Here is an 18,562-nt window from a genome sequence, read left to right on the forward strand (position 1 = left end):
CGCAGCGTTAACTGACTGAGCTTCGCACCGTTTTTACAGGCCGGACTAGCCGGCGATCCCTGCCATACGTTGCCACAACGCGTAATACACTCGTCCGGATTTTTGCTCCCGATGCAGGCGCCAATTTTCTGGCAAACCCAATATCGACGGTGCCGTTTCGCTTTCAGTGTAGACCCACGCATCGTCACTCAGCCACTGACGCTCTTCGAGCAAAGTGCAAACGGCCGGCAATAGATTCTGATTAAACGGCGGGTCGAGAAACACCAGATCGAACGCCGTGGCCGCTTGGGTTTCGAGATAGCGCAAGGCGTCGGCAGTCTGTACCTGACCGGTCGTGCAGCGCAGGGTGCCCAGATGTTCCTTGATGCTCGCTACCGCAATGTTGCTGGCATCCAGTGCCTGGCCCATTGCTGCGCCACGGGACAAAGCTTCCAGAAACAGCGCACCGCTGCCGGCAAACGGATCAAGTACCTTGGCCCCGGCGACATAAGGCGCGAGCCAGTTGAACAGGGTTTCACGGACTCGGTCCGGCGTTGGACGCAAGCCTGGCGCATCGGGGAAGCTCAGCTTTCGGCTGCCCCATTCACCGCCGATGATGCGCAGTTGATTCACACCGTTGTGCACGTTGTGAACAGGTTTTTTAGGACGCGATGGATGGGCCATTAATGCTCCGGAACCCCGAGCGGTTGCTCGGCAGGTTTGTCAGTAGGGGCCGGCAACGGCTTTTGTGGCACGGTCGGGCCAGCGCTGACGATGACCAGTTTGTCCGTGCTCAGGTGTTTGTTCAATGCGGTTTTGACTTGCTCGACGGTCAGGCTCTGGGACTGTTGCATGAAGTCTTCCAGGTAGCTCAGCGGCAAGTTGTAGAAACCCATGGCGCCGAGCTGCCCGACGATATCGGCGTTGCTGGCGGTGGACAGCGGGAAGCTGCCGGCCAGTTCGCGCTTGGCATCGTCGAGTTCTTTCTCGGTGGGGCCGGTTTTAAGGTAGTCGGCGAGCACGTCCTGCACCAGTTTTAGCGTGCCTTCGCTCATTTCGGCGCGGGTTTGCAGGTTGATCATGAACGGGCCGCGAACCTGCATCGGGCTGAAACCCGAATATACGCCGTAGGCCAGGCCACGTTTCTCGCGCACTTCGCTCATCAATCGGGTGCCAAAGCCACCGCCGCCAAGGATCTGATTGCCCAGCGACAGCGCTGCGTAATCCGGATCGTCACGGTCGATGCCCAGTTGCGCGATCATCAGGTTGGTTTGCTTGGACGGAAACTCGATGTGGCCGATGCTGGACTTGGGGTCGGTCGGTTGTTCGATTTTCGCCAGGGCCGGCCCTTTGGGCAGGTCGGCGGACACTTGTGCGGCAACCGCTTCGGCCTCGGCGCGCGACAAGTCGCCCACCAGTGCAATCACCACGTTGCCAGCAGCGTAGGCTTTCTGATGGAAGGCCCGCAACTGCGCCAGGGTGATCGGTGGAATGCTTTTCGCCGTGCCATCGCTGGAATGCGCGTACGGGTGATCGCCATACAAGCGGTTCATCAGCTCCAGGCTGGCAAGTTTGCCGGGGTTCTGTTTCTGGTATTCGAAGCCGGCCAGCATCTGGTTCTTGATGCGGGCAAACGAGTCGGCGGGGAAGGTCGGTTTGCCGACGACTTCAGCGAACAGCTTCAAGGCAGGCTCGCGTTTGTCCGCGGCACTGAGGCTGCGCAGCGAGGCAATCGCCATGTCTTTATAGGCGCCGTTACCGAAGTCGGCCCCCAGGCCTTCGAAGCCCTGAGCGATAGCGCTGACATCTTTACCGGCCACACCTTCGTTGAGCATTGCGTTGGTCAACAGTGCCAGGCCGGATGCATCGCCGTCCTGGCTGCTGCCTGCGGCGAAGATCAGGCGCATATCGAACATCGGCAGCTCACGGGCTTCGACGAACAGCACCTTGGCGCCTTCGGCGGTGTTCCAGGTCTGCACGTTCAGTGAGCGATGGCTTGGGGCCTTGCCGTCGAGTTCCGCCAACGATTGCAGTTTCTGGCTCGCCTTGGCTTTGTCGAGGGCTTCGCTGGCACTGGTTTCGTCAGACTTGGACAAATAGAAGGCGGCAGCCCCGAGCAGTGCAATGACGACCAGACCGATCAGGGCCAGGCGCGGTTTTTTACGCTCACTCATGAGTCGTCTCCTCTGGCAGTACATGGGCGACGCTGAGACGTGCGCGGGTGAAATACAGCTTGGCGGCCTTCTGGATGTCTTGCGGGGTCACGTTTTCCAGTTCGGCGAGTTCGGTGTCCATCAGTTTCCAGGACAGCCCGACGGTTTCCAGTTGGCCGATGGCGGTGGCCTGGCTGGTGATCGAGTCACGCTCGTAGACCAGGCCGGCAATGACCTGCGCTCGCACGCGCTCCAGCTCTTCAGTGGACGGCGCGGTGGTTTTCAGCTGTTCGAGCAGTTTCCACAGGCCGGCTTCCGCCTGGGCCATGGTTTTTTTCTTCTGGGTGTTCGGCGTGGCCGACAAAGTGAACAGGCTGTCACCACGGGTGTAGGCGTCGTAGCTCGACGAACCGCCAGACACCAGCTCTTCGCCGCGTTCCAGTTGCGTCGGGATCCGGCCGCTGTAGCCGCCGTCGAGCAGTGCGGAGATCAGGCGCAGAGCGTTCACCGAGCGCTTGTCTTCGGCGGTAGCGATGCTCGGCACGTTGAAGGCCAGCATCAGGCTCGGCAATTGGGTCTGCACATGCAGGGTGATCTTCCGTTCGCCGGGCTCGGCCAGCTCCAGCGGGATTTTCGCGGGTGGCACGTCACGCTTGGCGATAGGGCCGAAGTAACGCTGGGCCAGGGTTTTGACTTCGTCCGGGGTCACGTCACCGACCACCACCAGGGTGGCGTTGTTCGGCACATACCAGGATTGATACCAGTGGCGCAGTTCTTCGACCTTCATGCGGTCGAGGTCCGCCATCCAGCCGATGGTCGGCGTGTGATAGCCGCTGGCGGGGTAGGCCATGGCCATGAAGCGTTCGTAAGCCTTGGACATCGGCTTGTCGTCGGTGCGCAGGCGACGTTCTTCCTTGATCACCTCGATCTCGCGGGTGAATTCGTCGGCTGGCAGGCGCAGATTGGCCATGCGGTCGGCTTCCAGTTCGAAGGCCACGCCCAGGCGATCACGGGCCAGCACTTGGTAATACGCGGTGAAGTCGTCGCTGGTGAAGGCGTTCTCTTCGGCACCGAGGTCGCGCAGGATCAGCGACGCTTCGCCGGGGCCGACTTTCTTGCTGCCCTTGAACATCATGTGTTCCAGCGCGTGGGACAGCCCGGTCTGGCCCGGGGTCTCATAGCTTGAGCCGACCTTGTACCAGACCTGGGAAACGACGACCGGCGCACGATGGTCTTCGCGCACAACGACCTTCAGGCCATTGTCGAGGGTGAATTCGTGGGTGGGTTGTGGATCGGCAGCCAGGGCTGAAAGTGGCAGACAAACTGTGCTGAACAGCAGGCCTGCAGCGCGGCGGGCTAGAGCATTCATTCGTTTTTAAACCTGTTGGGCTGCCCGCTTGGTCTTAGCGTCGGCGGGCGAGAGGGTGCTAGGATACTGATCCGTTTTACTGGCGGCCACGCCTATCAGGCCTTTGATCGGTCAGTAGGTTGTTTGGGTTTGCGGCTTGGGCTTTGAGTTTGTCGGCTAAACTCTGCGTTTTCGCCGACGATGCCGTTCCAGTCCTTCGTATTAATCAACCTTTGAGGTGCCGTTGGTACCTCGACAAAATGTTGCGCGTGAACAAGCTGGATGAATCGCAGTCTGTTCTGCATCGAATTATTTATTGCCGAGGCGCCCTTTGGCGCGTCGCTACCGTGAGATAGCCGTCCTCCATGTTTGGTTCCAACGACGACAAGAAGACCCCAGCTGCGGCTGGCGAGAAGAAAAGCCTGTTCGGATGGCTGCGCAAAAAGCCGCAGGAACCCGTTGTCGAACAGCCACAGCCACTTCCTGAGCCAACACCTGCGCCGGTCATGGAGCAAGAGCCTGCGCCGGTTGTCCTGCCGATCGCCGAGCCGGTGCTGCAACCCGCGGCCGAGCCTGCGCCTGAGCCTGAAACCGTAGTCGTGGCCCCGTTGCCGCTGACACCAGCCGCCGAGCCGTGGCTGACGTTGCCGGTGGCGGAAGAGCCGGTGGCGTTGGTCGAAGATGAGCAAGCGCCGCACATTACCCCACCGATTCCAGCCCCGACCGCGTTTGCTCCTGAGCCGGTTCGCGCACCAGTGGTTGAACCGGTCGTTGAACCTGTGTTTGTGGCCGAGCCTGTGCTGGTTGCTCCAGAGCCTGAAGTGCCGGCATTGGTTGCTCCGGTTGCTCAAGTGCCAGAGCGTGCACCTGCACCTGCACCTGCACCTGCACCTGCACCTGCACCTGCACCTGCACCTGCACCTGCACCTGCACCTGCACCGGTTATCGCTCCTGTCGCCACCACGCCCATTGCTCCCGTTGAAACACCGGTCGAGCCTGTGCGTACCGAGGAGACCAAAGCCGGCTTCTTCGCTCGTCTCAAACAAGGCTTGTCCAAGACCAGCGCCAGCATTGGCGAGGGCATGGCCAGCCTGTTCCTCGGCAAGAAAATCATTGATGACGAGTTGCTCGAAGACATCGAAACCCGTCTGCTGACCGCCGATGTCGGCGTCGAAGCGACCTCGGTGATCATTCAGCGCCTGACTCAGAAAGTCGCCCGCAAAGAGCTGGCCGATGCCGACGCGTTGTACAAATCCCTGCAAGCCGAGCTGGCAGCGATGCTCAAGCCCGTCGAGCAACCGCTGAAAATCACCTCGCAGAACAAGCCGTTCGTGATTCTGGTGGTGGGCGTCAACGGCGCCGGCAAGACCACCACCATCGGCAAACTGGCGAAGAAACTGCAGCTGGAAGGCAAGAAAGTCATGCTTGCCGCCGGTGACACCTTCCGCGCCGCCGCGGTGGAGCAATTGCAGGTCTGGGGTGAGCGCAACAAGATCCCGGTGATCGCCCAGCACACCGGCGCCGACTCGGCTTCGGTCATCTTCGATGCCGTGCAGGCCGCCAAGGCCCGTGGTATTGACGTGCTGATCGCCGACACCGCCGGTCGTTTGCACACCAAAGACAACCTGATGGAAGAACTGAAAAAGGTTCGCCGGGTGATCGGCAAGCTCGACGCCGATGCGCCGCACGAAGTGCTGTTGGTGCTCGACGCCGGTACCGGCCAGAACGCCATCAACCAGGCCAAGCAATTCAACCAGACCGTCGAATTGACCGGCCTGGCGCTGACCAAGCTCGACGGCACCGCCAAGGGCGGGGTGATTTTCGCCCTGGCCAAGCAGTTTGGCTTGCCGATTCGTTACATCGGTGTCGGCGAAGGCATCGACGATTTGCGTACTTTTGAAGCAGAACCCTTTGTCCAGGCATTGTTTGCCGAGCGGGAGCGTTCATGATTCGTTTCGAGCAGGTCGGTAAACGCTACCCGAATGGTCACGTCGGCTTGCATGAGCTGAGCTTTCGAGTCCGTCGGGGCGAATTCTTGTTTGTTACCGGCCATTCTGGCGCCGGTAAAAGCACCTTGTTGCGCCTGCTGCTGGCGATGGAGCGTCCGACCACCGGCAAATTGCTGCTGGCAGGGCAAGACCTGAGCACCATCAGCAATGCACAAATCCCCTTCCTGCGGCGGCAAATCGGCGTGGTGTTTCAGAACCACCAGCTGCTGTTCGATCGCACGGTGTTCAACAACGTCGCGTTGCCGCTGCAGATCCTTGGCCTGTCGAAGGCCGAAGTCGCCAAGCGCGTGGACTCGGCCCTGGAGCGCGTGGCGCTCTCGGACAAAACCGATCTCTACCCCGGCGACCTGTCCACCGGCCAGCAACAACGCGTCGGTATCGCTCGCGCCATCGTTCACCGTCCAGCCTTGCTGCTGGCGGACGAACCCACCGGTAACCTTGATCCGCGTCTGGCGGCAGAAATCATGGGTGTGTTCGAAGACATCAATCGTCTGGGCACCAGCGTGCTGATCGCCAGTCACGATCTGGCACTGATTGCCCGCATGCGTCATCGCATGCTCACCCTGCAGCGTGGCCGATTGATCGGCGACGGGGAGGCTGGCGTATGAGTGCAACACGTAGCCCCAAGGTTTCCGAGCGCGTGGCCCCGAAAGCCGCCGATCCGCAACCGCAGTCGCAGAAGAAAAAGCGCGACGATGACGATGGCCCGGATTTCCCTACGCTGTTCCGCGCCTGGATCGAAAGCCATCGCGCCAGTCTGCTGGACAGCTTGCGCCGCTTGGGCAAGCACCCGATTGGCAGCTTTTTCACCTGCATGGTGATGGCTGTAGCCCTGAGTTTGCCGATGGGCCTGTCACTTTTGCTAAGTAACGTCGAGCGTCTCGGCGGTTCCTGGCAGCGTGCGGCGCAGATTTCCCTGTACCTGCAACTCGATGCCAGCCCTGAACAGGGCGAGTCGTTGCGCGAACAGATCAAGGGCATACCGGGCGTGGCCGACGCCGAATACGTGGGTCGCGATCAGGCGCTGGAAGAGTTCCAGCAGCAGTCCGGGCTGGGCGAAGCGCTCAAGGAACTCCCGGAAAACCCGCTGCCGGGCGTGGTCCTGGTGACCCCGAACGAGGTCGACAAGCCCGCGCTTGAAGCATTGAGACAAAAACTTTCCGAATTACCGAAGGTACAACAGGCGCAACTTGATCTAGTCTGGGTCGAGCGTCTGGCAGCCATCCTCAAGCTGGGCGACCGATTTGTCTTCGGTCTGACCGTGCTTTTGGTTTCTGCATTACTTTTGGTGATAGGCAATACCATTCGTCTTCATATTGAAAACCGCCGCACAGAGATAGAAGTGATTAAACTCGTCGGCGGCACTGACAGCTATGTGCGCAGGCCCTTTCTGTATATGGGTGCGCTTTATGGCTTTGGTGCGGGGATTCTTTCCTGGGGTGTATTGGCGTTCGGCCTGAACTGGCTGAACGACGCGGTGGTTGGACTGGCCGGTTTGTACGGCAGTGATTTTGCGCTGGCCGGAGTGCCAGTTGCCGACGGTCTATCGCTCTTGCTTGGCGCGGTGCTGTTGGGGTATATCGGTGCATGGATTGCAGTCGCACGCCACCTGCGGGAGCTTGCGCCAAAGTAATATCATTTTGCTCGTATTGACCTTTCAGCGTTTATGGGAACTTGTTTTTTGGTTTCCGGTCAATTTTCGCAGTGCTGAACTGCACGAGTTATGTAAGTCGGAGGTTTTTTCGTATGACCAATTCTTTGCAGCCTGCATATGCTCTGGTCCCGGGTGCGAACCTGGAGGCCTATGTGCACACGGTGAACAGCATTCCATTGCTGACACCGGAGCAGGAGCGTGAACTGGCCGAGAGTCTCTATTATGAGCAGGATTTGGGGGCGGCTCGGCAGATGGTGCTCGCCCACCTGCGTTTTGTCGTACACATTGCCCGTAGCTATTCCGGCTACGGCCTGGCCCAGGCTGACCTGATCCAGGAAGGCAACGTCGGCCTGATGAAAGCGGTCAAGCGTTTCAACCCGGAAATGGGTGTACGCCTGGTGTCCTTTGCGGTGCACTGGATCAAGGCGGAAATCCACGAGTTCATCCTGCGCAACTGGCGGATCGTGAAAGTCGCGACCACCAAGGCCCAGCGCAAGCTGTTCTTCAACCTGCGCAGCCAGAAGAAACGTCTGGCCTGGCTGAACAACGAGGAAGTCCATCGCGTGGCGGAAAGCCTCGGCGTAGAGCCGCGGGAAGTGCGCGAGATGGAAAGTCGCCTGACCGGCCATGACATGGCTTTCGACCCGGCCGCGGAAGCGGACGACGACAGTGCATTCCAGTCGCCGGCCAACTATCTGGAAGACCACCGGTACGATCCGGCCCGTCAACTGGAAGACGCCGACTGGAGCGACAACTCCAACCACAACCTGCATGAAGCGCTTGAAGTGCTGGACGACCGCAGCCGCGACATCCTCTACCAGCGCTGGCTGGCAGAAGAAAAAGCCACGCTGCACGACCTGGCGCAGAAGTACAACGTGTCGGCCGAGCGTATTCGTCAGCTCGAGAAGAGCGCGATGAACAAGCTCAAGTTGTCGATCGCTGCGTAACCTGCGCGCCGGCAATAAAAAACGCCCCGATCATTGATCGGGGCGTTTTTGTTGGTGCCCGCTTACACCGACCCCTTGTAGGAGCGAGGCTTGCCCGCGAAGGCGGTGTGTCAGACACATCACTGCTGAATGACACACCGCCTTCGCGGGCAAGCCTCGCTCCTACAGGTTCTGCGTCGAGTTACTGAGACCAAGGTGCCCGGCGCGAATCGTTGAGCCCGAGCAGATAGCTATCCCCGCCCAATTGACTCATCTGCTGGCGAATCCACCCGGCCCGTCTTGCAACGTAAGAGGTTGGATGACTGGCGCTCCACACCCGCGGGTTCGGCAGTACCGCAGCCAGCAAACTTGCCTGCTGTCGGGATATCGAGCGAGCGCCCACACCAAAGTGATGCCGAGCCGCCGCTTCGGCGCCAAACACCCCTTCATCCCACTCGACGCTGTTGAGGTACACCTCAAGAATCCGCTGCTTGGGCCAGAACACCTCGATCAGCCCGGTAAACCAGACCTCCAGGCCTTTGCGCAGCCAGCTGCGGCCAGACCACAGAAACAGGTTCTTCGACACCTGCTGGCTCAGGGTGCTGGCGCCACGAATCGAGCCACCGCGTTCGTTATGCGCAAACGCCGCCTGAATCGCGCCGATATCAAAGCCCCAATGCTCGGGAAACTTCTGATCTTCGCCGGCAATCACTGCGACTTTCAGGTCGTCGGAGATTTCATCCCAGGGTTTCCAGGTGCGTTGCAGGTCAATGGGTTCGCCGTCGAACCAGGATTCGACCTTGCGCTCGACCATCAACGCGGTCCCCGGTGGCGGTATCACGCGAAAGATCAGCACCAGCAATACGCTGCCACCCGCGAACCAGAGCAGGGCCTTCGTGAAACGACGGAAAATTAACTGCAACATAGAGAGCTTGGCCGAACCCGTTGAGCCGGCCATTATACAGACCCTGTTGATCGAGTCTGACTGGAGTTCTTCATGTTGCGTGGCTTCCTGATGCTGGCTGCTTTTTTCGGCTTCACCGGTGTTGCCTTGGGCGCATTCGCCGCCCATGGCCTGAAAAGCCGCCTGAGCGCTGAGTACCTGGCGATTTTCCATACGGGCGTCACCTATCAACTGGTGCACACCCTGGCGTTGCTGGGTGTAGCGCTGCTGGCCACGCAGATTCCCGGTCGACTGATCACCTGGGCCGGCGCATCCTTTGCTATCGGCATTCTGTTGTTTTCCGGCAGCCTGTACCTGCTGACGGTGACAGGTATCAGCAAGCTCGGGATCGTTACGCCCTTCGGTGGCCTGGCGTTCCTGGTCGGCTGGGTTTGCCTGGGGCTTGCCGCCTGGCGGGCGTAGGAGCGAGGCTTGCCCGCGAAGGCGGTGTGTCATTCGGAAATGATGTCGACTGACACACCGCCTTCGCGGGCAAGTCGGATCGCCGCATCGCTCGCTCCTACGGGATCTGGTTTCAAGACGAATGGCTTGGGTCGGCCTGACTGATCGGGCTAGAATGCCAGCCCCTAAAAATGATGGCGGCATTCGGTATGCGCATTCAATTGAACGGCGAATCCCTTGAACTGCCCGACGGTGAAACCGTTGCGGCCCTGCTGACCCGTCTGGAACTGACCGGGCGCCGGGTGGCGGTCGAGCTCAATCTGGATATCGTCCCGCGCAGCCAGCACGCTGAAACCACGCTGAACGACGGCGATTCCGTTGAAGTGGTACACGCCATCGGCGGCGGCTAGTCGCCCGGCCCTGATGGGCACAGAATTCTGCAAGAACCTCACCCCTACAGAGGATTTCCCATGAGCATCGTTCGTAGCGACAAGCCTTTCGTCCTGGCCGGTCGTACTTACCAGTCGCGTTTGCTGGTAGGTACTGGCAAGTACCGCGACATGGAAGAAACCCGCCTGGCCATCGAAGCCTCGGGTGCCGAGATCGTCACCTTCGCCGTGCGCCGCACCAACCTCGGCCAGAACCCGGGCGAACCAAACCTGCTCGAAGTCCTGTCGCCGGATCGCTACACCTTCCTGCCTAACACCGCCGGCTGCTTCGACGCTACCGAGGCTGTGCGCACCTGCCGCCTGGCCCGTGAGCTGCTCGGCGGCCACAACCTGGTGAAGCTGGAAGTGCTGGCGGACCAGAAAACCCTGTTCCCCAACGTGATCGAAACCCTCAAGGCCGCCGAAGTGCTGGTCAAGGAAGGTTTCGACGTGATGGTTTACACCAGCGATGATCCGATCATTGCCCGTCAACTGGCGGAAATCGGTTGCATCGCGGTGATGCCGCTGGCCGGTTTGATCGGCACGGGCCTGGGGATCTGCAACCCGTACAACCTGCAGATCATCCTCGAAGAAGCCAAGATCCCGGTGTTGGTAGATGCCGGTGTCGGTACCGCCTCCGACGCCACCATTGCCATGGAACTGGGTTGCGAAGCGGTGCTGATGAATTCGGCCATCGCCCATGCCCAGCAGCCGATCATGATGGCTGAAGCCATGAAACACGCCATCGTTGCAGGTCGCTTGGCCTACCTCGCCGGCCGCATGCCGAAAAAACTCTATGCCAGCGCCTCCTCGCCGCTGGATGGTCTGATCAAGTAAGAGCCATTGATGACTGAATCAAACGACACGCCAATCCAGACGGAAGAAGGCGACGAGCGTCAACACCGCCGCATTAAGAGTTTCGTGATGCGCGCCGGGCGCATGACTGAAGGCCAGCAACGTGGTCTGGACCAAGGTACGCCGCTGTTCGTACTGCCTTTGGCCGATGCGCCGGTGGACTTCGATCAGGTGTTCGGTCGCTCAGCGCCGCGCTCGCTGGAAATCGGCTTCGGCATGGGTCATTCGCTGCTGGAAATGGCCGCGGCCTCGCCGGAGCAGGATTTCATTGGCGTTGAGGTTCACCGTCCGGGTGTCGGTGCGCTGCTCAATGGCGTGCTGACTCAGGGCCTGACCAACCTGCGCGTCTACGATTGCGATGCGATCGAAGTGCTCAACCGTTGCATCGCCGACAACAGCCTCGATCGCCTGATGCTGTTTTTCCCGGACCCTTGGCACAAGAGCCGTCACCACAAGCGTCGTATCGTTCAGGCATCGTTCGCTGAGCTGGTGCGTAGCAAGTTGAAGGTCGGCGGTGTGTTGCACATGGCCACCGACTGGGAACCGTACGCCGAGTACATGCTGGAAGTGATGAGCGTCGCGCCGGGTTACCGCAACCTCGCCGAAGACGGCAAATGCGTCCCGCGCCCGACCGAACGCCCGATCACCAAGTTTGAACGCCGCGGCGAACGCCTTGGGCATGGCGTGTGGGATCTGAAGTTCGAAAAACAGTCTTAAGTACAACGCTGTAAAAACTGTGGGAGCGAGCCTGCTCGCGATAGCGGTCTGACAGTCAACAAAGATGTTGAATGTTATGACGCCATCGCGAGCAGGCTCGCTCCCACAGTTGTTTTCGGTTGTAACTGAGATCAGCGGCGGTCTGCCACAACCCCGATCAACACCAGCACCACCAACAACACCGGCGCCAGGCTGTAGTTGTTGAACTGGCTCAGGCCTTTGATGATCCATGGCGTTGCATAGATCAGCGCCACGCCGCTGCCGACCATGCACAGCAGGGCCATCAGCGGGACGCGCAAGGCGCCGGCGATGCTGCCCAGGCGTTGGTCGACCCAACCTTTGATGTCGGCGCCAAACAGCACCAGCAAGCAGCCCACCAGTGCCAGAGAGATTTCCGACAGATTGCTACGGCTCCAGCGGGACACGGTGGCGAGCAGGTCGAGTACCAGATCCATTCGATTTCCTTATGTCAGAAATTTTTGCAGCAAGTCATTGAGAAAGAGTTGTCCGCGCATCGTGGCCGCCAGACGTGACGGTTCGACCTGCAACAAGCCACTTTGTTCGGCCTCGCGGCGAGCTTCGGCGAGGCTTTCCAGGGGCAGCCCGGTGCGCTCTGGGTACAACCGCGCTTCGACGCCCTCGGTCAGGCGCAAGGCGTTCATCAGGAACTCGAACGGCAGCTCTTCGTTGGTCAGGGCTTTCTCGCCGGCCTGGAAGCTTTTGGCCGGGTTGAGATAGTCCTTTGGCAGACGGGTCTTCCAGGTACGGACGATGCGCCCGTCCGGATGGCTGAGCTTGCCGTGAGCCCCGGCACCGATGCCGATGAAGTCGCCGAAACTCCAGTAATTGAGGTTATGCCGAGCCGGACGACCGGGCAGGGCATAGGCCGAGACTTCGTATTGTGCGTAACCGTGTTCGGCCAACAGCGCCTGACCGGCCTCTTGAATGTCCCACAGGGTGTCGTCTTCCGGCAGCGTTGGCGGCTGGTTCCAGAACACCGTGTTCGGTTCCAGCGTCAGCTGATACCAGGACAGGTGCGTCGGCTTCAGGGCAATGGCCTGGCGCAGGTCGTTCAGGGCGTCGTCCAGGGACTGATCGGGCAAACCATGCATCAGGTCCAGATTGAAGTTGTCGAAGCCGGCCTGACGGGCCATGCCGGCGGCACGCACGGCTTCATCACCGTTGTGAATCCGCCCCAGGGCCTTGAGTTTCTCTTCCTGAAAGCTCTGGATGCCGATCGACAGGCGATTGATGCCCAGCGCCCGGTAGGCACGGAATTTCTCCTGCTCGAAGGTTCCGGGGTTGGCTTCCAGGGTGATTTCGATGTCGCTGGCAAACGGAATTCGTTGCTCGACGCCCTTGAGCAGGCGACCCAGGGCCTCGGCACTGAACAGACTCGGCGTACCGCCACCGAAGAAGATCGAGCTCAGCTCGCGGCCATAGACTGCATGCAGGTCTTGATCGAGGTCGGCCAGCAAGGCATCCACATACTCTTCTTCCGGCAACACCGGGCTGGCGGTGTGGGAGTTGAAGTCGCAATAAGGGCATTTGCGTACACACCACGGGATGTGGATGTACAGCGCCAGGGGCGGCAGCACGGGCAGGGCCGCTCGAGGCGATTGGGCGGCGCCGCCGAAGATCAGCGGCGACGCGGAGGAGTCATGGATCATTTCAGGCCCAGACGCTGGCGCAGCAGATCCATTGCACGGGCGCGGTGACTGATCTGGTTCTTGTCGCTGGGCTTAAGCTCGGCGCTGGAGCATTCACGCTCCGGGACCCAGAACAGCGGGTCGTAGCCAAAACCGTGTTCGCCGCTGGCCTGGGTCAGGATGCGCCCATGCCACAGGCCTTCGCAGAGAATCGGCAACGGATCGTCGGCATGACGCACCAGCGCCAGCACACAGACGAATTGCGCGCCGCGCTCGGCTTGCGGCACGTCTTTCAAGACGTCGAGCAGTTTGGCGTTGTTCGCCGCATCGCCTTTACCGTCGGCGTAACGGGCCGAATAAATGCCCGGCGCACCGCCGAGGAAATCCACCGCCAGCCCCGAATCGTCGGCCAAGGCTGGCAGCCCGGAAATGCGCGAGGCATTGCGGGCCTTGAGAATGGCGTTCTCGACGAACGACAGGCCGGTTTCTTCAGGCTCGACGCTGCTGAACTCGCCGATCGAGCGCAAGTGCACTGATTCGCCGAGCATGGCCTGGAGTTCCTTGAGTTTGCCGGCGTTGTGGCTGGCCAGTACGAGTTGGGTGAAATTCATCATTGGCCGGGGAAAAGCTCTTGTTGGAAACTGATGGTGTTGGTTTTGTCGCCAGTCTGCACCTTGATGTCAAAGGTGCGGATTTCCTGCTGATCCACCGGGAACTGGGCGATGTAGTACACCGCGCCTGTTTCAGTGATCTGTTTGAACTTCAACGGGATGCTTTGGCTGGTCAGGTCTTTGACCGTGCCGCTGACGTTGGAGACCAGCGGTTTGCCGTCCTTGATCACCGAGACATTGATCACGCCCTGATTCTTGCTGCGGGTCAGCTCGGCCGCCTTGGCGATCTCCGGCGTCAGGAAAGTGGAGTTGAAGGTGTTGTAATGCACCGTCACGTCGCCAAAGGTTTCCTTGCGCTCGCCCTTGATGACATCGGCGGCCATGGCGGTGACGCTCAGGCAGGCAGTAAGTAAAAACAGCGCTAGACGACCCATGATCGTTCTCCTCGAAATGTCGTGATTCAGACCGCGACCTTGTGGTCCTGCAGCCCGGGGCTGCTGACTCGGTAAATACCGATTTCACCTAACAGATTAGGCCATAGCTTACTGGCCCACCCGTGCCGATGCTGTTGATCCACGGCAAGCCGATCAATGACCTTGGCTTCACGTTCGCGACACAGCGCTTCAAAGTCTTCGAAAGTGCAGAAGTGGATGTTCGGCGTGTTGTACCAGGTGTACGGCAGAAAATCCGAAACCGGCATCCGGCCCTTGCTCGCCAGGTACCAGCGGCAGCGCCAGTGACCGAAGTTGGGGAAGGTGATGATGCACTGGCGACCGACCCGCAGCATTTCGTCGAGGATCTTGTCCGGGTAGTGCACGGCTTGCAGGGCCTGGGTCATGACCACGATGTCGAAGCTGTTACTGGCGAAGTTGCCCAGACCCTTGTCCAGATCTTGCTCGATGACGTTGATGCCCTTGGCCACGCACTCGGCAATGTTGTCCGGGTCGTTTTCCAGGCCATAGCCGGTGACCTGTTTGTGGTCGCGCAGCCAGGTCAGCAACTCGCCGTCACCGCAACCGAGGTCGAGCACGCGGCTGCCGGCGGGGATCCATTCCTGGATGATTTCCAGATCGGCTCTCATGTCTTCCTCAAAGCGCTATACGGTTCATGTAATTGCTGAAGGCCTGCAAGTAACGCGGGATCGGAATCAGGAAGGCGTCGTGGCCTTGCGGAGCATCGATCTCCAGGTAGCAGACGTCTTTCCTGGCCGCCATCAGCGCGTCCACCAGTTCCCGCGAGCGGGCAGGGGAGAAGCGCCAATCGGTGGTGAAGGACATCACGCAGAACCTGGCCTGGGCATTGGCGAAGGTTTTCGCCAGGTCATCGTCGAAGTTTGCCGCCGGGTCGAAGTAGTCCAGTGCCTTGGTCATCAGCAGGTAGGTGTTGGCGTCGAAACGTCCGGAAAACTCTTCGCCCTGATAGCGCAGGTAGCTTTCGACCTGAAACTCGACGCTGTGGAAGTCGTAGTTGAGCTTTTCGCTCTTCAGGCCGCGACCGAATTTCTCGCCCATGGAGTCGTCGGACAGGTACGTGATGTGTCCGACCATCCGCGCCAGCATCAGCCCGCGTTTGGGGATCACGCCCGCTTCCTGGAACGAGCCGCCGTGGAACTCAGGGTCGGTGAGGATCGCCTGGCGTGCGACTTCGTTGAACGCGATGTTCTGCGCCGACAGCTTCGGGGCCGAGGCGATGGCCAGGCAGTGCCGCACGCGGTCCGGGTAAGTGATGGTCCACTGCAAGGCCTGCATGCCGCCGAGGCTGCCGCCGATTACCGCCGCCCATTGGCGGATGCCGAGCAGGTCGGCGAGGCGTGCCTGGCTGTGGACCCAGTCTTCCACGGTCAGTACCGGGAAATCGGCGCCGAATGGCTTACCGGTTTCCGGATTGACGCTGCTGGGGCCGGTGGAGCCGTTGCAACCGCCGAGGTTGTTGAGGCTGACCACGAAGAACTTGTTGGTGTCGATCGGCTTGCCGGGGCCGATGCAGCTGTCCCACCAACCGGGTTTGCGGTCGTCGGGGCTGTGGAAACCGGCGGCGTGATGGTGACCGGACAAGGCGTGGCAGATCAGCACGGCGTTGCTCGCCGTGGCGTTCAGCGCGCCGTAGGTTTCGTAGATCAGGTCATAAGCGGGCAGCGAGCGTCCGCAGGCCAAGGCCAGGGGTTCACTGAAGTGCGCCAGTTGCGGCGTCACCAGACCAACAGAATCGGGGGGGAAGGCAGCTGGCATCGACCCTGCTCTCATTGAAATGAGGCGTAAGTCTAAAGACCGCTGTGGCTAGCGGCAAGCAAAGGCCGGGCCTGATTTTTTCCTGTGAGACCGAGGCGTGACCATCGCGGGCAAGCCACGCTCCCACATTGGAATGCGTACCCCTGTGGGAGCGTGGCTTGCCCGCGATGAACGATGACACGGTTAGCCCGCCGGGCGAAGCAGATCCGGCAAATCCGGCAGCTTCTTCGGCGAACAGATCCGCACCCGCTTCTGCCGGTTCAGCTCCCCGCTGATCAAACTCACCTGACTCTTGGAAACCCCGAATGCCTTGGCCAGAAACGCCATCAAATACGCATTGGCCTTGCCTTCAACCGGCGGTGCGGTCAGGCGGATCTTCAGGCGATCGCCATGCAACCCGCAGAAATCATCGCTGCGGGCCGCAGGTTGCAGGTGACATTCCAGAATCAGGTCATCACCGTCCCAGCGAAAGTAGCTCATCAGCTCAGGCCGAGCAGCCCCATCGGCATGAGGGCGAAGTTCGCAAGGCGCGGGATCAGCCAGCTTTGCAGTAACTGGATCACGATGAACGCGAAGATCGGCGAGATATCGAGGCCGCCCAGGTTCGGAATGATCCGACGGAACGGGGCGAGTACCGGTTCAGTGATCTGAGCAACCAGCTCTGCACCCGGGTTATGGCTCCCCGGGGCGACCCAGGACAGAATCACGCTGATGATCATCGCCCAGAAAATAATATTCAAAAACAGCGAGAAGAGCGCGATCAGCGCCCACGGCACCAGGAACAGCCAGTCGACCATGAAGCCTTTGAGCAGCAGGATCACCCCAATCAGCAGCATCTGAATGATCAGCGCCAGTACCAGTGATGACATGTCCAGCCCGAACATGCTCGGGATGACCCGGCGCAGCGGCTTGAGCAGCGGTTGAGTGGCTTTCACGGCGAACTGGCAGAGCGGGTTGTAGAAGTTCGCCCGCACCAGTTGCAGGATGAAGCGCATGAGCACGATCAGCAGGTACAAGCTGCCCAGGGTTTTAATTATGAAAATGGCAGCGTCATTGAGTCCAAGCATCATTGATTCCTTTGTAAGAGCTGATTAGCGGCCAAGTTGCTCAGCCATCTCAGCCGAGCGGTGCGCAGCGGCGCCGAGGGCTTTTTCGACCAGCGCTTCGAAGCCGCCGGCCTGGAACGACTTGATTGCAGCTTCGGTGGTGCCCGCAGGCGACGTCACGCGACGACGCAATTCTGCTGCGTCGACATCGCTGGCAACCGCCATGTGCGCGGCGCCCAGCGCGGTTTGCACCGTCAGTTGGGCGGCGATGTCCGCAGGCAGGCCAAGCTTCACACCGGCAGCGGTCATGGCTTCGATCAGCAGGAAGAAGTACGCCGGGCCGGAGCCGGAAACGGCGGTGACCGCGTCCAGTTGCTGCTCTTCGTTCAGCCACAGGGCAATGCCGACGGCCGACAACAGCTCTTCAGCTTGCTGGCGCTGTTCAGCATTCACTTCGTTCGTGGCAAACAACCCGCTCACGCCCTGACGCAGCAGCGCCGGGGTGTTGGGCATGCAGCGCACGATAGGCTGGGCGCCAAGCCAGTTGTTCATGCTGGCGCAGGTGATGCCGGCCGCAATCGAAACCACCAGTTGATTCGGCGCAAGGCTTGGGCGCAGGGCTTCGCAAACGACTTTCATCGCCTGGGGTTTGACTGCCAGCACGATCACGTCCACGCCCTGGATGGCTTCGGCGTTGTCGGCGAACATTTCGATGCCGTGTTCGGCGCTTACGCGGGCACGGGTTTCTTCACCCGGATCACTGGCGCGGATCTGCGCGGCGTCCAGACCTTTGGCGCGCAGGCCGCCGATCAGGCTGGCGGCCATGTTGCCGGCTCCGATAAAGGCAATACGAGTCTTGCTCATGTCAGGTCCTTATAAAGAGAGGTGTCAGCCATTGTTTCAAGACTGGCCGTAGTCGCGGGCACCAAACAGGGCCGTACCGATACGGACCCAAGTGGCGCCCTGGGCGATGGCCGACTCAAGGTCGTGGCTCATGCCCATGGAAAGTGTGTCGAGCGGCAGGTTCAGGCTGGCTTGCAGGCTCTGCACGGCAGCAAAAGCGGCATCCTGGGCGGCGCGATCTTCAGTCGGCTCGGGAATCGCCATCAACCCGCGCAATTTCAGGCGCGGCAAAACACTAATGGCGTTGGCCAGTGCGGGCAGGTCGGCCGGGGTGCAGCCGGACTTGCTGGCTTCACCACTGACGTTGACCTGAATGCAGATGTTCAATGGAGGCAAATCGGCAGGGCGTTGTTCGGACAGGCGTTGTGCGATTTTCAAGCGATCCACGGAATGCACCCAGTCGAAATGCTCGGCGATAGCACGAGTCTTGTTCGATTGAATGGGGCCGATGAAGTGCCAGATCAAGGGCAGGTCGGCCAATTCGAGCTGTTTGCTCAGCGCTTCCTGCAAGTAGTTTTCGCCAAAATCGCGCAGGCCGGCGGCATACGCTTCACGCAGGGCTTCGGCGGGTTTGGTCTTGCTCACGGCCAGCAGCTGGATGCTGTTCTCATCGCGGTGGGCAGCTTTGGCTGCTGCCTGGATGCGTGAACTAACCTGAGCAATGTTGTCTGCTATCGTGGACATCAAGAGGCGCCAGCGGTCTGAAGGTTC

General features: G+C 60.3%; 22 protein-coding genes. 8 read left to right on the top strand and 14 right to left on the bottom strand.

Annotated features, from left to right (window positions below):
• Positions 1–45: 45 nt before the first annotated feature.
• The 3 genes from rsmD to PMI30_RS22545 are packed head-to-tail and all read right to left on the bottom strand — an operon-like array spanning position 46 to position 3,501.
• Complete coding sequence (rsmD, locus tag PMI30_RS22555) at positions 46–663, bottom strand: 16S rRNA (guanine(966)-N(2))-methyltransferase RsmD (RefSeq protein ID WP_008007393.1); 618 nt, start codon at positions 661–663, stop codon at positions 46–48.
• Positions 663–2,153 (bottom strand): M16 family metallopeptidase, encoded by a 1,491-nt coding sequence (locus PMI30_RS22550; RefSeq protein WP_008007396.1) that lies wholly within the window; start codon positions 2,151–2,153, stop codon positions 663–665. The genes rsmD and PMI30_RS22550 overlap by 1 nt, the downstream gene beginning before the upstream one ends.
• A complete protein-coding gene (locus tag PMI30_RS22545; RefSeq protein WP_008007398.1) occupies positions 2,146–3,501 on the bottom strand; it encodes a M16 family metallopeptidase in 1,356 nt (451 codons plus the stop codon). The genes PMI30_RS22550 and PMI30_RS22545 overlap by 8 nt, the downstream gene beginning before the upstream one ends.
• Before the next feature lie 344 nt (positions 3,502–3,845).
• Here PMI30_RS22545 and ftsY point away from each other — a divergent pair, with 344 nt between their 5' ends.
• The 4 genes from ftsY (at position 3,846) to rpoH (ending at position 8,090) form a co-directional block, all read left to right on the top strand.
• Complete coding sequence (gene ftsY, locus PMI30_RS22540) at positions 3,846–5,429, top strand: signal recognition particle-docking protein FtsY (protein ID WP_008007400.1); 1,584 nt, start codon at positions 3,846–3,848, stop codon at positions 5,427–5,429.
• Positions 5,426–6,097, top strand: coding sequence for a cell division ATP-binding protein FtsE (gene ftsE, locus PMI30_RS22535; RefSeq protein ID WP_007897888.1), 672 nt, complete (start codon positions 5,426–5,428; stop codon positions 6,095–6,097). The genes ftsY and ftsE overlap by 4 nt, the downstream gene beginning before the upstream one ends.
• Complete coding sequence (gene ftsX / locus PMI30_RS22530) at positions 6,094–7,122, top strand: permease-like cell division protein FtsX (RefSeq protein WP_008007402.1); 1,029 nt, start codon at positions 6,094–6,096, stop codon at positions 7,120–7,122. Before ftsE ends, ftsX begins: the two co-directional genes overlap by 4 nt.
• A 113-nt stretch (positions 7,123–7,235) precedes the next feature.
• A complete protein-coding gene (rpoH, locus tag PMI30_RS22525) occupies positions 7,236–8,090 on the top strand; it encodes an RNA polymerase sigma factor RpoH (protein ID WP_007897890.1) in 855 nt (284 codons plus the stop codon).
• Between the two features lie 181 nt (positions 8,091–8,271).
• Here the strand turns inward: rpoH and mtgA are convergent, their stop codons facing one another.
• Positions 8,272–8,994 carry a monofunctional biosynthetic peptidoglycan transglycosylase gene (gene mtgA / locus PMI30_RS22520; RefSeq protein WP_032835050.1) on the bottom strand — a complete coding sequence of 241 codons (723 nt, stop codon included), beginning with the start codon at positions 8,992–8,994 and terminating at the stop codon, positions 8,272–8,274.
• A 72-nt stretch (positions 8,995–9,066) separates the two neighbouring features.
• Here mtgA and PMI30_RS22515 point away from each other — a divergent pair, with 72 nt between their 5' ends.
• From PMI30_RS22515 to trmB, 4 genes are all read left to right on the top strand, one after another.
• Positions 9,067–9,435, top strand: coding sequence for a DUF423 domain-containing protein (locus PMI30_RS22515; RefSeq protein WP_008007406.1), 369 nt, complete (start codon positions 9,067–9,069; stop codon positions 9,433–9,435).
• Between the two features lie 188 nt (positions 9,436–9,623).
• Entirely contained in the window at positions 9,624–9,824 is a 201-nt protein-coding gene (thiS, locus tag PMI30_RS22510; RefSeq protein ID WP_007897898.1) for a sulfur carrier protein ThiS, read from the top strand.
• Between the two features lie 60 nt (positions 9,825–9,884).
• The gene (locus PMI30_RS22505) at positions 9,885–10,679 is read left to right on the top strand and encodes a thiazole synthase (protein ID WP_007897902.1); all 795 of its coding nucleotides are present in this window, start codon (positions 9,885–9,887) and stop codon (positions 10,677–10,679) included.
• 9 nt (positions 10,680–10,688) lie between these two features.
• Positions 10,689–11,414: a tRNA (guanosine(46)-N7)-methyltransferase TrmB gene (trmB, locus tag PMI30_RS22500; RefSeq protein WP_008007408.1), complete on the top strand. Its 726-nt coding sequence runs from the start codon at positions 10,689–10,691 to the stop codon at positions 11,412–11,414.
• A gap of 131 nt (positions 11,415–11,545) precedes the next feature.
• Here the strand turns inward: trmB and PMI30_RS22495 are convergent, their stop codons facing one another.
• The 10 genes from PMI30_RS22495 to PMI30_RS22450 all read right to left on the bottom strand — a co-directional run bounded on the left by PMI30_RS22495 (position 11,546) and on the right by PMI30_RS22450 (position 18,535).
• Positions 11,546–11,869: a DUF3392 domain-containing protein gene (locus tag PMI30_RS22495; RefSeq protein ID WP_007897907.1), complete on the bottom strand. Its 324-nt coding sequence runs from the start codon at positions 11,867–11,869 to the stop codon at positions 11,546–11,548.
• A 9-nt stretch (positions 11,870–11,878) separates the two neighbouring features.
• Positions 11,879–13,084: a radical SAM family heme chaperone HemW gene (hemW, locus tag PMI30_RS22490; RefSeq protein WP_008007410.1), complete on the bottom strand. Its 1,206-nt coding sequence runs from the start codon at positions 13,082–13,084 to the stop codon at positions 11,879–11,881.
• The gene (gene rdgB / locus PMI30_RS22485; protein WP_007897921.1) at positions 13,081–13,677 is read right to left on the bottom strand and encodes an RdgB/HAM1 family non-canonical purine NTP pyrophosphatase; all 597 of its coding nucleotides are present in this window, start codon (positions 13,675–13,677) and stop codon (positions 13,081–13,083) included. Before rdgB ends, hemW begins: the two co-directional genes overlap by 4 nt.
• Positions 13,674–14,108 carry a DUF4426 domain-containing protein gene (locus PMI30_RS22480; RefSeq protein ID WP_008007412.1) on the bottom strand — a complete coding sequence of 145 codons (435 nt, stop codon included), beginning with the start codon at positions 14,106–14,108 and terminating at the stop codon, positions 13,674–13,676. Before PMI30_RS22480 ends, rdgB begins: the two co-directional genes overlap by 4 nt.
• Before the next feature lie 26 nt (positions 14,109–14,134).
• Entirely contained in the window at positions 14,135–14,755 is a 621-nt protein-coding gene (gene metW, locus PMI30_RS22475) for a methionine biosynthesis protein MetW (protein WP_008007414.1), read from the bottom strand.
• A 7-nt stretch (positions 14,756–14,762) separates the two neighbouring features.
• Positions 14,763–15,902 (bottom strand): homoserine O-succinyltransferase MetX, encoded by a 1,140-nt coding sequence (gene metX / locus PMI30_RS22470; RefSeq protein WP_008007415.1) that lies wholly within the window; start codon positions 15,900–15,902, stop codon positions 14,763–14,765.
• A gap of 183 nt (positions 15,903–16,085) precedes the next feature.
• Entirely contained in the window at positions 16,086–16,382 is a 297-nt protein-coding gene (locus PMI30_RS22465; protein WP_008007416.1) for a DUF167 domain-containing protein, read from the bottom strand.
• Entirely contained in the window at positions 16,382–16,969 is a 588-nt protein-coding gene (locus tag PMI30_RS22460; protein ID WP_008007417.1) for a YggT family protein, read from the bottom strand. The genes PMI30_RS22465 and PMI30_RS22460 overlap by 1 nt, the downstream gene beginning before the upstream one ends.
• Before the next feature lie 24 nt (positions 16,970–16,993).
• The gene (gene proC / locus PMI30_RS22455) at positions 16,994–17,812 is read right to left on the bottom strand and encodes a pyrroline-5-carboxylate reductase (RefSeq protein WP_008007422.1); all 819 of its coding nucleotides are present in this window, start codon (positions 17,810–17,812) and stop codon (positions 16,994–16,996) included.
• 36 nt (positions 17,813–17,848) lie between these two features.
• Positions 17,849–18,535: a YggS family pyridoxal phosphate-dependent enzyme gene (locus PMI30_RS22450; protein ID WP_008007424.1), complete on the bottom strand. Its 687-nt coding sequence runs from the start codon at positions 18,533–18,535 to the stop codon at positions 17,849–17,851.
• Between the last annotated feature and the right edge of the window lie 27 nt (positions 18,536–18,562).

This window comes from Pseudomonas sp. GM50 (assembly GCF_000282375.1).
In the GTDB taxonomy this organism is placed as follows: domain Bacteria; phylum Pseudomonadota; class Gammaproteobacteria; order Pseudomonadales; family Pseudomonadaceae; genus Aquipseudomonas.